Annotated in this window: 9 protein-coding genes and 1 pseudogene; 3 read left to right on the forward strand and 7 right to left on the reverse strand. The window is 62.5% G+C overall.

Annotated features, from left to right (window positions below; all coding sequences use genetic code 11):
• Positions 1 to 14 precede the first annotated feature (14 nt).
• Positions 15 to 1,019 carry an aspartate-semialdehyde dehydrogenase gene (locus LMH93_RS19480; RefSeq protein WP_014754044.1) on the reverse strand — a complete coding sequence of 335 codons (1,005 nt, stop codon included), beginning with the start codon at positions 1,017 to 1,019 and terminating at the stop codon, positions 15 to 17.
• A 456-nt stretch (positions 1,020 to 1,475) separates the two neighbouring features.
• Between LMH93_RS19480 and LMH93_RS29975 the strand changes: the two are divergent.
• Positions 1,476 to 1,581 (forward strand): annotated as a pseudogene (locus LMH93_RS29975) (3-deoxy-7-phosphoheptulonate synthase); the annotation flags it as partial.
• Positions 1,582 to 2,420: 839 nt separating this feature from the next.
• Here LMH93_RS29975 and asd read toward each other — a convergent pair.
• The 5 genes from asd to leuC all read right to left on the reverse strand — a co-directional run bounded on the left by asd (position 2,421) and on the right by leuC (position 7,691).
• The gene (gene asd, locus LMH93_RS19485; protein WP_003247195.1) at positions 2,421 to 3,533 is read right to left on the reverse strand and encodes an aspartate-semialdehyde dehydrogenase; all 1,113 of its coding nucleotides are present in this window, start codon (positions 3,531 to 3,533) and stop codon (positions 2,421 to 2,423) included.
• Positions 3,534 to 3,596: 63 nt separating this feature from the next.
• Positions 3,597 to 4,679, reverse strand: a complete 1,083-nt coding sequence (gene leuB / locus LMH93_RS19490; RefSeq protein WP_230064472.1) for a 3-isopropylmalate dehydrogenase — start codon at positions 4,677 to 4,679, stop codon at positions 3,597 to 3,599.
• Between the two features lie 54 nt (positions 4,680 to 4,733).
• On the reverse strand, positions 4,734 to 5,498 hold the full coding sequence (locus tag LMH93_RS19495; RefSeq protein WP_014754047.1) for a class I SAM-dependent methyltransferase: 765 nt from the start codon (positions 5,496 to 5,498) through the stop codon (positions 4,734 to 4,736).
• 118 nt (positions 5,499 to 5,616) lie between these two features.
• Positions 5,617 to 6,261, reverse strand: a complete 645-nt coding sequence (gene leuD / locus LMH93_RS19500) for a 3-isopropylmalate dehydratase small subunit (protein WP_004576935.1) — start codon at positions 6,259 to 6,261, stop codon at positions 5,617 to 5,619.
• Positions 6,258 to 7,691 (reverse strand): 3-isopropylmalate dehydratase large subunit, encoded by a 1,434-nt coding sequence (gene leuC, locus LMH93_RS19505; protein ID WP_003247191.1) that lies wholly within the window; start codon positions 7,689 to 7,691, stop codon positions 6,258 to 6,260. Before leuC ends, leuD begins: the two co-directional genes overlap by 4 nt.
• A 131-nt stretch (positions 7,692 to 7,822) precedes the next feature.
• Here leuC and LMH93_RS19510 point away from each other — a divergent pair, with 131 nt between their 5' ends.
• Positions 7,823 to 8,701, forward strand: coding sequence for a LysR family transcriptional regulator (locus LMH93_RS19510; RefSeq protein ID WP_003247190.1), 879 nt, complete (start codon positions 7,823 to 7,825; stop codon positions 8,699 to 8,701).
• A 57-nt stretch (positions 8,702 to 8,758) separates the two neighbouring features.
• The gene (locus tag LMH93_RS19515; RefSeq protein WP_003247189.1) at positions 8,759 to 12,055 is read left to right on the forward strand and encodes a bifunctional diguanylate cyclase/phosphodiesterase; all 3,297 of its coding nucleotides are present in this window, start codon (positions 8,759 to 8,761) and stop codon (positions 12,053 to 12,055) included.
• Positions 12,056 to 12,143: 88 nt separating this feature from the next.
• Here LMH93_RS19515 and LMH93_RS19520 read toward each other — a convergent pair whose 3' ends face one another.
• Positions 12,144 to 12,587 (reverse strand): Hsp20 family protein, encoded by a 444-nt coding sequence (locus tag LMH93_RS19520; protein WP_003247188.1) that lies wholly within the window; start codon positions 12,585 to 12,587, stop codon positions 12,144 to 12,146.
• Positions 12,588 to 13,075: the final 488 nt, after the last annotated feature.

Here is a 13,075-nt window from a genome sequence, read left to right on the forward strand (position 1 = left end):
CTCGCCAGTATCTTTTACGGCATGTGTTTAATCAACAATTGCGCCACTTGCACGGCATTGAGCGCGGCGCCTTTGCGCACGTTGTCAGTGGTTAGCCAGAGGTTGAGTTGCTGGTCTTCATCGACACCGTGACGTACACGTCCAACATAGACCACGTCTTGGCCCACTGCGTCACCTACCGGGGTCGGATAATCATCGTTTTCCACCCGTTCGATGCTGTCGGCTGCCTCCAGGGCCTGGTTGACCGCTGCCAGGTCTACCGGGCGACGGCTTTGCACGGCCACACTGAAGCTATCGCCGAAAAACACCGGGACTTGAACACAGCTCACGGAAATCTTCAGGTCAGGCAGGCCCAGCAGCACGCGCAGTTCGCTGACCAGGCGGCGCTCCAGCGCGGTATGGCCCTGCTCGTCGGCAGCACCGACCTGGGCCAGCAGGTTGAATGCCACCTGGCGGTCGAAGAAGCGCGGCTCCAGCGGGCGGGCATTGAGCAGTTCGGCGGTTTGCCGGGCCAGCTCGCTGACCGCTTCACGGCCTTGCGCCGACACCGCCAACGCGGCCATCACTTGTACCCGCTCGATGTCCAGCAGGCCTTTGAGCGGCGCCAGCGCGACGGCCAGGGCTACTGCGGCCGAGCATGGGCTGACAATGCGCGCTGGCAACGACAGGCTGGCCAGGCGTTCGGCGTTGGCTTCCGGCACCAGGGCCAGGGCGTCGTCCAGGCCGCCGGACAGGTCGATGACCGTGCAGCCCGCCTGCAGCGCCTTGCCGGCAAAGCTGCGGCTGACGGCGGCGCCGGTGGCGAAGAAGGCCAGCTTGACCTGGGCGAAGTCGAAGCTGTCGACTTCGCGCACCTTCAGTTTCTTGCCAGCGAACATCACGCTGCTGCCCGCCGATTCCATGCTGGCCAGCAGGTGCAGGGTGGCAACCGGGAATGCCAGTTCCTCGAGGATCTGCACCAAGGCTTCACCGACGCTGCCGGTGGCGCCGACGACGGCGATATCCAAAGGGTGTGTCATGGAAGGGATCCTTTTGCTGTAAACGGCGGGGGCGGCACTTTACTCGGATTGCAAGGTTTTGTCTGTGCCCACCCGGCGCTGCTGTTGCTGTTGCTCGATTGCGTCTTGCTTCTTGGATGTGCGCACTCACACCGAGTAGGTATTCATTCGCGCAGGTGGCGCATCGTCACCTTTCCGCCCTTCCGGCGGGTTACTTTGGTCGTGGCCAAAGTAACCAAAGCCGTCGGCTCCCATCATCCGGCCCCTACGCTACGCTCCGGGGTTCCCTCGCTCCGGGCTTGCTCCCGGGAGGACCGCGCTGCAGGCCCCATCCTGGGGCCCAGCGCTTGACGGGCATCCATGCCCGTCACCTCCCTCCGCAAGCCCTGCGCTCGGCCTCCTGAAGTCGCAATCTGCGTCGCCTGAACTACCGCGCGCTTAGAAGCAAAAGCCAAAGCAAGAGCAAGAGCAACGGCGTTCTTCCAGGTACACCAGGCCGAGGGCAGCCATGCCGACGTATCCTTATCCAGATGACTGGGCAGAACCTCACCGAATGCATCGGCGGTGCCGGCCAATCACCGAATTCGCTTCTCGCTTTTGATCTTGCTTCTAAGCGCGCGGTAGTCCAGGCGACGCAGATTGCGACTTCAGGAGGCCGAGTGGAGGCATTGCGGAGGGAGATGACGGGCATGGATGCCCGTCAAGCGCTGGGCCCCAGGATGGGGCCTGCAGCGCGTGCTCCCGGGAGCAAGGCCGGAGCGAGGGGACCCCGGAGCGCAGCGTAGGGGCCGGATGATGGGAGCCGACGGTTTTTGGTCCCTTTTTGCCACGACAAAAAGGGACCCGCCGTAAGGGCGGAAAGGTGAGTCGGCGTCGCCATCGCAAACGGACTGTACGCCCGATCAAAACCGGCGCTTAAGCTTTTGAGCTTTTGGGTTGTACGCTTACACATCAAGCAGACATTCATTCACGATGTTGGCGCCTATTCACCTTTCCGCCCTTCCGGCGGGTTACTTTGGTCGTGGCCAAAGTAACCAAAGCCGTCGGCTCCCATCATCCGGCCCCTGCGCTGCGCTCCGGGGTCCCCTCGCTCCGGGCTTGCTCCCGGGAGGACCGCGCTGCAGGCCCCATCCTGGGGCCCAGCGCTTGACGGGCATCCATGCCCGTCACCTCCCTCCGCAAGCCCTGCGCTCGGCCTCCTGAAGTCGCAATCTGCGTCGCCTGAACTACCGCGCACTTAGAAGCAAAAGCAACGGCAACGGCAACGGCAAGAGCAAGGGGTCTGTCAGAGCAGACATTTCGCCATCAAACAGCGGCATGAATTATCCGGCGATTAGGCCCGCGAGCCAAAAGCATACTTTCAGGCATAAAAAAATACCGCACTGTCACCAGTGCGGTATTTTTCAGGTAAAGCCTGAACGATCAACGCTCCAGCAGAATCCGCAACATGCGGCGCAGCGGTTCGGCGGCGCCCCACAACAGCTGGTCACCTACAGTGAACGCGCCCAGGTACTGCGAACCCATGTTCAGCTTGCGCAGGCGACCAACCGGGATGTTCAGGGTGCCGGTGACCTTGGTCGGGGTCAGTTCCTGCATGCTGATTTCACGCTGGTTCGGCACCAGCTTCACCCAAGGGTTGTGCTGGCTGATCATGCCTTCGATGTCGGCGATCGGCACGTCCTTGTTCAGCTTGATGGTCAGCGCCTGGCTGTGGCAACGCATGGCGCCGATGCGCACGCAGATGCCGTCGACCGGGATCGGGCTCTTGAAGCGACCGAGGATCTTGTTGGTTTCGGCCTGGGCCTTCCACTCTTCGCGGCTCTGACCGTTCGGCAGTTCCTTGTCGATCCACGGGATCAGGCTGCCCGCCAGCGGCACGCCGAAGTTCTCGGTCGGGAACGCCTCGCTGCGCATGGTCTCGGCAACCTTGCGGTCGATATCGAGGATGGCGCTGGCCGGGTTGGCCAGGTCATCGGCCACTGCCGCGTGGGTAGCGCCCATCTGCTTGATCAGCTCGCGCATGTTCTGCGCACCGGCACCCGAAGCCGCCTGGTAGGTCATGGCGCTCATCCACTCGACCAGACCGGCCTCGAACAGGCCACCCAAGCCCATCAGCATCAGGCTGACAGTGCAGTTGCCACCGATGTAGTTCTTGGTACCGGCGTCCAGCTGCTGGTCGATGACCTTGCGGTTGACCGGGTCAAGGATGATCACCGCGTCATCCTGCATGCGCAGGGACGAAGCGGCGTCGATCCAGTAACCCTGCCAGCCGGCTTCACGCAGCTTGGGGAAGACCTCGTTGGTGTAGTCGCCGCCCTGGCAGGTCAGGATCACGTCGAGGGTCTTGAGTTCTTCAATCGAATAAGCGTCCTTGAGGGGCGCTGTATCCTTGCCCACGTTCGGACCCTGGCCACCAACATTGGAGGTAGTGAAGAACACCGGCTCGATAAGGTCGAAATCCTGCTCCTCCAGCATCCGCTGCATGAGCACGGAACCGACCATACCGCGCCAACCGATCAGACCTACACGTTTCATCGCAACTACACCTTTGCTAAAAGTGGGCCGCCACCGGGAATTTTGGGGGGCGGGCCAGAGAGATTACAGATTCCGCAGCGCTGCGACTACTGCGTCGCCCATTTCCTGCGTACCAACTTTGCGGCAGCCTTCCGAGAAGATGTCGCCGGTACGCAGCCCCTGGTCCAGAACCAGGCTCACGGCCTTCTCGATCGCCTCGGCGGCAGCCGACTGATTGAAGCTGTAACGCAACATCATCGACACCGACAGAATGGTCGCCAGTGGGTTGGCGATACCAAGGCCCGCGATGTCCGGTGCCGAGCCGTGGCAAGGCTCGTACATGCCTTTGTTGTCGGCATCCAGAGACGCCGAAGGCAGCATGCCGATGGAACCGGTCAACATGGAAGCTTCATCCGACAGAATGTCACCGAACATGTTGTCGGTCACCATCACGTCGAACTGTTTGGGTGCACGCACCAGCTGCATGGCAGCGTTGTCGACGTACATGTGGCTCAGTTCCACGTCCGGGTAGTCCTTGGCCACGTCTTCGACCACTTCACGCCACAGCTGGCTGGAGGCCAGAACGTTGGCCTTGTCCACCGAGCACAGCTTCTTGCCGCGCACACGGGCCATGTCGAAACCGACACGGGCAATGCGGCGCACTTCGCTTTCGCTGTACGGCAGGGTGTCGTAGGCCTGGCGTTCGCCATTTTCCAGCTCGCGCTGACCACGCGGGGCACCGAAGTAGATGCCGCCGGTCAGCTCACGGACGATGAGGATGTCCAGGCCCGATACGATTTCCGGCTTCAGCGACGAGGCATCGGCCAGTTGCGGGTAAAGGATGGCTGGGCGCAGGTTGGCGAACAGGCCCAGTTGCGAACGGATCTTCAGCAGGCCGCGCTCTGGGCGAATGTCTCGCTCGATCTTGTCCCACTTCGGCCCGCCCACAGCCCCCAGCAGCACCGCATCGGCCTTGCGCGCACGCTCCAGGGTTTCGTCGGCCAGCGGCACACCGTGCTTGTCGATGGCGGCACCGCCAATCACGTCGTGCGCCAGGCTGAAGCCGAGCTGGAACTTGTCGTTGGCCAGCTCCAGTACCTTGACCGCTTCGGCCATGATTTCCGGGCCGATACCGTCACCTGGGAGAATCAGAATCTGCTTGCTCATGCTTTCCTCTATCCATTCACGCGGCGTGGCCAAGCGGGCCCCACCGAAAAGTGCTTAACGCTCGGCCCACAACACCAGCACATCGGTGCTGAACGAGCCGTCGGCCTCGATCTGGTAATACTGCCGTACTTCTTCGCCCATGGCTTGCTGCAATTGGCGGATGGCCACGCGCATCGGCTCGGGGGTGCGCATGCGTTCAACCCAGGTGCTCCACTCCAGGCGCAACGGTTGGCGGGTGTGGCTGCGCACGTGCAGGCCGGCTTCGCTGACCTGGCGTTGCCACTCGGCGGCGGAGTAGTCGCGCACATGGCTGGTGTCGCGCAGCACTTCGACCGTTTGCAGGTAAGTGTCGAGCAGCGGGCTGCCCGGCGACATCACGTCGATGAACGCCGCCACACCACCGGGCTTGAGCACCCGGCGCACCTCGCGCAGGGCCAGGCCCAGATCACTCCAGTGGTGGGCCGAATAACGGCTGAAGACAAAGTCGAACGACGCATCGGCGAACGGCAGGCGTTCGGCAGCGCCGCGTTCGGTCGTGATATTGGCCAGGCCACGCTCGGCGGCGGCGCTGGCGACCACGTCGAGCATGGACTGCGAGAGGTCGTAGGCGACCACTTCGGCAACCAGCGGGGCGACGTGGAAGCTGACATGACCGGCACCGCAGCCCAGGTCCAGCACGCGGGCATGGGCCTGCCCTGCCAGCTCAGCCTGCAGCAGGGCGAATTCACTGCCTTGGGCGTGCACGGCGCTGCTGAGGTAGGCGCTGGCCTGCTCGCCGAACTGGCGTTGGACCACATCGATGTGCTGGGTGCTGGTCATGTCTCGTTCCTTTAGATTTTTGTTGCCTGTGCCGGCCTCTTCGCGGGTAAACCTGCTCCTACAACGACCGCGTAACTGTCTGTAGGAGCGAAGAGGCCCGCCCTGTCACCTACGAACCTCAGGCATCACGGAACAGCCAAGGCTGGCTGGCGCGGTGCTTGCTTTCGAAGGCTTTGATCGCGTCGCTGTCCTGCAGGGTCAGGCCGATATCGTCCAGACCGTTGAGCAGGCAGTGCTTGCGGAACGCATCGATTTCGAAGTGCAGCACCTTGCCATCCGGGCGGGTCACCGCCTGCGCCTGCAGGTCGATGGTCAGCTGGTAGCCCGGGTTGGCTTCGACCTGCTTGAACAGCTCGTCGACTTCCTCATCGCTGAGAATGATCGGCAGCAAGCCGTTCTTGAAGCTGTTGTTGAAGAAAATGTCGGCAAAGCTTGGCGCAATGATGCTGCGGAAGCCGTACTCGTCCAGCGCCCAAGGGGCATGTTCACGGCTGGAGCCGCAACCAAAGTTCTCCCGCGCCAGCAACACGCTGGCGCCCTGGTAGCGCGCGTGGTTGAGCACGAACTCTTCGTTGACCGGGCGCTTGCTGTTGTCCTGGTAGGGCTGACCCACGTCCAGGTAACGCCACTCGTCGAACAGGTTCGGGCCAAAGCCGGTGCGCTTGATCGATTTCAAGAACTGCTTTGGGATGATCTGGTCGGTGTCGACGTTGGCACGGTCCAACGGTGCGACGAGGCCAGTGTGCTGGGTAAAGGCTTTCATGCTGCGCTCCCTTGGATCAACTCGCGGACATCGATGAAGTGGCCGGCTACCGCGGCAGCGGCGGCCATGGCCGGACTGACCAGGTGGGTACGGCCACCGGCGCCCTGACGGCCTTCGAAGTTGCGGTTGGAGGTGGACGCACAGTGCTCGCCGCTTTCAAGGCGGTCCGGGTTCATCGCCAGGCACATCGAGCAGCCTGGTTCACGCCATTCGAAACCGGCTTCGAGGAAGATCTTGTCCAGGCCTTCACGCTCGGCCTGGGCCTTGACCAGGCCCGAACCTGGCACGACGATGGCTTGCTTGACGCTGGCGGCCACCTTGCGACCCTTGGCGATTTCCGCCGCAGCGCGCAGGTCCTCGATTCGCGAGTTGGTGCACGAGCCGATGAACACACGGTCCAACTTGATGTCGGTGATCGCCTGGTTGGCGGTCAGCCCCATGTACTTCAAGGCACGCTCGATCGAACCACGCTTGACCAGGTCGGCTTCTGCCGCCGGATCCGGTACGCGCTGGTCGACGGCCAGAACCATCTCGGGCGAAGTGCCCCAGCTGACCTGTGGCTTGATCTGGCTGGCATCCAGCTCGACCACGGTGTCGAATACGGCATCGTCATCCGACACCAGGTCTTTCCACGATTCGACCGCTTGCTTCCACTGCTCACCCTTCGGCGCGTACGGGCGCCCTTCGACGTAGGCAACGGTAGTGGCATCGGTCGCCACCAAGCCAACGCGGGCACCGGCTTCGATGGACATGTTGCAGATGGTCATGCGGCCTTCCATCGACAATTCGCGAATGGCACTGCCAGCGAATTCCATGGCGTGACCGTTGCCACCGGCAGTGCCGATCTTGCCGATCACGGCCAGGACGATATCCTTGGCGGTGACGCCGGCCGGCAATTGGCCTTCCACGCGCACCAGCATGTTCTTCATCTTCTTGGCGACCAGGCACTGGGTGGCGAGCACGTGCTCGACCTCGGAGGTGCCGATGCCGTGGGCCAGGGCACCGAAGGCGCCGTGGGTGGAGGTGTGCGAGTCACCGCAGACCACGGTCATGCCCGGCAAGGTGGCACCCTGCTCCGGGCTGATGACGTGGACGATGCCCTGGCGCTCGTCATTCATCTTGAATTCGACGATGCCGTATTCGTCACAGTTCTCGTCGAGGGTCTGTACTTGCAGGCGCGAAACCTGGTCGACGATCGCCTCGATACCGCCCTTGCGCTCTGGCGTGGTCGGTACGTTGTGGTCCGGCGTGGCGATGTTGGCGTCGATACGCCACGGTTTGCGATTGGCCAGGCGCAGGCCTTCGAAGGCCTGGGGCGACGTCACTTCGTGGATGATGTGGCGGTCGATGTAGATCAAGGACGAGCCGTCATCACGGCGCTTGACCTCATGGGCTTCCCAGAGTTTGTCGTAGAGCGTTTTGCCAGCCATCAGACTGTTCCTCATCAGCGTCTTTCTATGCCAAAGACCCCTTGGCTTGTACGGACGATGCTAGGGGGTTAGATTGAATAACTCAAATTCATAATTTTTATGCTTTGGATAACCCAAAGGAATACGACACCATGGACCTGGCCAACCTCAGCGCCTTCATCGCCATTGCCGAAACCGGCAGCTTTTCCGGCGCAGCCGAACGCCTGTTCCTGACCCAGCCGGCCATCAGCAAACGCATCGCCGGCCTGGAGCAGCAACTGGACGTGCGCCTGTTCGACCGCCTGGGCCGCGAAGTAACCCTGACTGAAGCCGGGCGCGCACTGCTGCCGCGGGCCTACCAGATCCTCAACGTCCTGGATGATACCCGACGGGCGCTGACCAATCTGACCGGGGCCGTGAGCGGTCGCCTGACCCTGGCCACCAGCCACCACATCGGCCTGCACCGCCTACCCCCGCTACTACGGGTTTTCACCCGCCAGTACCCGGCAGTGGCACTGGATATTCAGTTCATGGATTCGGAACAGGCCTACGACGAGATTCTGCATGGCCGCGCCGAAATCGCCGTGATCACCCTGGCGCCCGAGCCACACCACTTGGTCAAGGCCGTGCCGGTGTGGGATGACGCCCTGGACTTTGTCGCCGCCCCCGAGCACCCGCTGGCCAACAACCAGGCGGTCAGCCTGGCTGACGTCGCCCGCCACCCGGCGGTATTTCCCGGCGGCAATACCTTTACCCACCATATTGTCCAGCGTCTGTTCGAAAGCCAGGGCCTGACGCCGAACATCGCCATGAGCACCAACTACCTGGAAACCATCAAGATGATGGTATCGATCGGCCTGGCCTGGAGCGTGCTGCCACGCACCATGCTCGACGAACAGGTTTCACCCATCGCTTTGCCCGGCATACAGCTGTCGCGCCAGCTAGGCTACATTCTGCACACGGAGCGTACGCTATCGAATGCGGCCAGGGCATTCATGGCCCTGCTCGACAGCCACTCAGGGCCCACCTGACTGGCTGTCAGCTATTCCGATTCCAAGGACACGTCATACGCCAAAGGTCTGGTACCGATGCCCAAATCAGCAAACCGCTTTTTGCGCCTGCCGCGAATACCTGCAGCTGATCCCCAGGAGTCCGAGCAGGCCTGGCAGAACGCCCCGCAACTGCTGGCAGCGCTCAACGGTGCGCGCCTGGGTGCCTGGCTATGGGATATCGAAAGCGGCAGGGTCAGTTGGTCGCGGGGCACCCAGGCCCTGTTCGGTTTCGATCCACAACGGCCACTGCCCGCCGATATCGATTACCTCGACCTGCTGCCCGAGGAGGACCGCGCCCGCACGCGCCAGGTGTTCCAGGCGGTGGTCAATGGCGAGCCGGTGGAGCAAGCCATGCGCCACCGTATCCGCTGGCCGGACGGCAGCCTGCACTGGCTGGAGATCAACGGCAGCCTGACCCACGACCCGCACGGCCGACCGCAGATGATCGGCGTGATCCGCGAGATCACCCGCCAGCGCGAACGGGAAACAGCACTGATCAATTCGGAAAAGCGCTTCGCCACGCTGTTCCACCTGAGCCCCAACGCCATTTTGCTGACCCGTCGCCACGATGGCATGATCTTCGAGGTCAACCAGCACTTCGAAAACATGTTCGGCTGGCCCGGCAGCCAGGTGATCGGCAAGACCAGCCTGGAACTGGGCCTGTGGGTCAACCCCGACCAGCGCCACCAGATCATGGAGTCGACCCGCGCCAACGGCGGCCCGTTGATCATGGAGGTGCAATTTCGCGCGACCAGCGGCAAGGTGCATGACGGCATCCTGTGCACCCAGGGCATCGAGCTGGAAGGCGTGACCTTCCTGATCAGTACATTCGTCGACACCACCGAACGCAAGCGTGCCGAGCAGGCCCTGAAGGACAGCCAGGAGCGGCTGGACCTGGCCCTGGACTCGGCGCAACTGGGCACCTGGGACTGGCACATCCCAAGCGGCATGCTCTACGGCTCAGCCCGCGCGGCGCAGCTGCATGGCTTGCCGCCCATCCCTTTTCATGAATCGTTCGATGCGTTCTTCGAAGGTGTGCCGGAGCAAGAGCGCAACTCGATGCGACAGGCCTACCGCAGCCTGCGCGAAGGGCCTGCCGGCAACTATCAGATCACCTACCGGGTGCAGTTGGAAAACGGCACTTCACGCTACATCGAAAGCCGCGCGCGGCTGTACCGCGACGACCAGGGCATCCCCCTGCGTATGGCGGGCACCTTGCTCGACATCACCGATCAGGTGGAGCGCGAACAGCGCCTGAGCGCCTCGGAAGAGAAGTTTGCCAGCCTGTTCCAGGTCAGCCCCGACCCGATCTGCGTCACCCGCCAGGACACTGGCCAGTTCATCGAGATCAATCCGGCGTTCACCCAGACCTTCGGCTGGAGCAGCGAGCAGGTGCTTGGGCGTACCGCAGAGGAAATCGGCCTGTGGGCCGAGTCCGTCGAGCGCGCCAAACGTATCGAGCAGGTGATCCGCGAACAGGCCTTGAGCAACGTTGCCGTGGTACTCAACCACCGCAATGGCGCCCCGATGACCTGTGTGATTTCCAGCCGCCTGATCACCGTCGACGACCAGCCCTGCAGCGTGACCACCCTGCGCGACATCACCCAGCAACAACGCGCCGAAGCAGCGCTTAAGTCCAGCGAAGAGAAGTTCGCCAAGGCCTTCCACTCCAGCCCCGACGCTATCACCATCACCGAACGCCACAGCGGCCGCTACCTGGAGATCAACGACGGCTTCTGCCGCCTGACCGGCTACAGCACTGCCGACGTGATCGGCCACACGGTGTATGAGATCGGCATCTGGGCCGACGACAAGCAGCGCAGCGCGCTGCTGGCCGAATTGCACGAGCGCGGCCGGGTACACCACCGCGAGATGCTCGGGCGCAACAAGCGTGGCGATATCCTCACGGTCGAGGTTTCGGTGGAACCGATCACCCTCAACGAAGTGGATTGCCTGCTGCTGACCGCCCGCGACGTCAGCCAGCTGAAGAACGCCCAGGCGCAGATACGCCACCTGGCCTATCACGACCCGTTGACCAACCTGCCCAACCGCGCCTTGCTGATGGACCGCCTGAGCCAGCAGATCGCCCTGCTCAAGCGCCATAACCTGCGTGGCGCCCTGCTGTTCCTCGACCTCGACCACTTCAAGCACATCAACGACTCGCTGGGCCACCCGGTGGGCGACACTGTGCTGAAGATCATCACCGCCCGCCTTGAGGCCAGCGTGCGCCTGGAGGACACCGTGGCGCGCCTGGGGGGCGACGAATTCGTGGTGCTGCTCAGCGGCCTGGAAGGTAGCCGCGAACACGTGGAAGAGAAAGTGCGCGAGCTGGCCGACACCCTGCGCGAACTGCTGGCCGAGCCAATGTCACTGGATGGCCAGCGCTTGCAGGTAACGCCCAGCATCGGCGTGGCGCTGATCCCCGACCACGGCACCACACCGGCCGACCTGCTTAAACGTGCCGATATCGCCCTGTACCGGGCCAAGGACTCCGGTCGCAACACCACACAGCTGTTCCACACCACCATGCAGAAGGCCGCCAGCGAGCGCCTGCGCATGGAAAACGACCTGCGCCTGGCCCTGGCCCGTGGCGAACTGGCGCTGCACTTCCAGCCGCAGGTGGATGCCCGCGACAACCGCATCGTCGGTGCTGAAGTATTGCTACGCTGGCACCACCCGCTACTGGGCCAGCAACCGCCCTCGCAGTTCATTCAGGTACTGGAAGAAAGCGGCCTGATCCTTGAAGTTGGCAGCTGGATTCTCGACGAAGCCTGCGACGCCTGCGCCCGCATGCTCACCGACGGGTTGATCGACGCTGATGATTTCAGCCTGTGCGTGAACATAAGCCCGCGACAGTTCCGCCAGAACGACTTTGTCGGGCGGGTGCTGCGCAGCCTGGACGATTACCGCCTGCCGCGGCAGATGCTGACGCTGGAAATCACGGAAGGCATCGTCATCCAGAACCTGGAGGACACCATCAGCAAGATGCGCGAGCTGAAGCGCTACGGGGTAAGTTTTGCCATGGATGACTTCGGCACCGGCTATTCCTCGCTGACTTACCTGAAGCGCCTGCCGGTCGATGCGCTGAAAATCGACCAGAGCTTCGTGCGCGATGCACCGGTCGACCCCAACGACGCAGAAATTGTCCGCGCCATTGTCGCCATGGCACGCAGTCTGGACCTGGCGGTGATTGCCGAAGGGGTAGAGCTGACCGAACAGCTGGCGTTTCTCGAGCGGCTGGGGTGCCATCTGTACCAGGGTTATCTGCACAGCCGGCCATTACCGTTGCTGGAGTTTCGGCAGATGTTGCTGGAGGCGCCGGCAGATTACTGATCGCATGACGGCCGCGCACCTACCTGGGACCGCGTGAGAAGCACGAAAAAGGGCACCTCTGGAGGTGCCCCTTTTCATTGCTGCGCGGTCAGTTCAGCGCTGGTTTTTCGCTATTGATCGGAATGCGCTTGGCCTTGGCTTCTTCAGGCACGATGCGCAGCAGGTCGATGCTGAGCAGGCCATTGGCCAGGCCGGCAGCCTTCACTTCGATGTGATCTGCCAGGCGGAACGACAGCTTGAAGGCGCGTTGTGCGATACCCTGGTGCAGGTAGGTCACTTCAGCGGCGCTATTGTCGCGCTTGCCACCGGTCACGGTCAGGACACCTTTTTCGACCTGCAGGTCGAGGTCCTCTTCCTGGAAACCAGCTGCAGCAACCACGATGCGGTAGTGGTCATCGCCATGCTTTTCCACGTTATAGGGCGGGTAGCTGCTACCGGCCTCGTTACGTGCCGCGGATTCGAACAGGTCGTTGAAACGGTCGAAACCAACGGAATGACGGAACAGTGGAGCAAGAGAGAAAGCAGTAGTCATGGTCATAAACTCCTGAGATTCAGCAAGTAAGTCATTACGCGACCCGGCTTCGGCATCGCGTACTCAAAAGATATGGCCGAGGGAAACGCTTTCAAGGGGCAAACAGAAAAAATTTGTTTTTTTGCACGGGGCCTGATGGCCTATTTGCCGGTCAACCCGCCCCTACGACGACCTGCGCCCAACCACCGATGCGTGTGTGTGTGTGTGTAGGAGCGGGTTTACCCGCGAATACGGTGGCGGCGGCAACGGTGAACGGCCGGTGGAAATTGGCCAGCAGGCCCGGCCCTTTCGCGGGTGAACCCGCTCCTACGACGGCCTGTGCCCAACCACCGATGTGTGTAGGAGCGGGTTTACCCGCGAATACAGTGGCGGCGGCAACGGTGAACGGCAGGTGGAGATTGGCCAGCTGGGCCGGCCTCTTCGCGGGTAAACCCGCTCCTACGACGACCTGTGCCCAACCACCGATGCGTGTGTGTAGGAGCGGGCTT

This window comes from Pseudomonas sp. CIP-10 (genome assembly GCF_020911845.1).
In the GTDB taxonomy this organism is placed as follows: Bacteria; Pseudomonadota; Gammaproteobacteria; order Pseudomonadales; family Pseudomonadaceae; genus Aquipseudomonas; species Aquipseudomonas alloputida.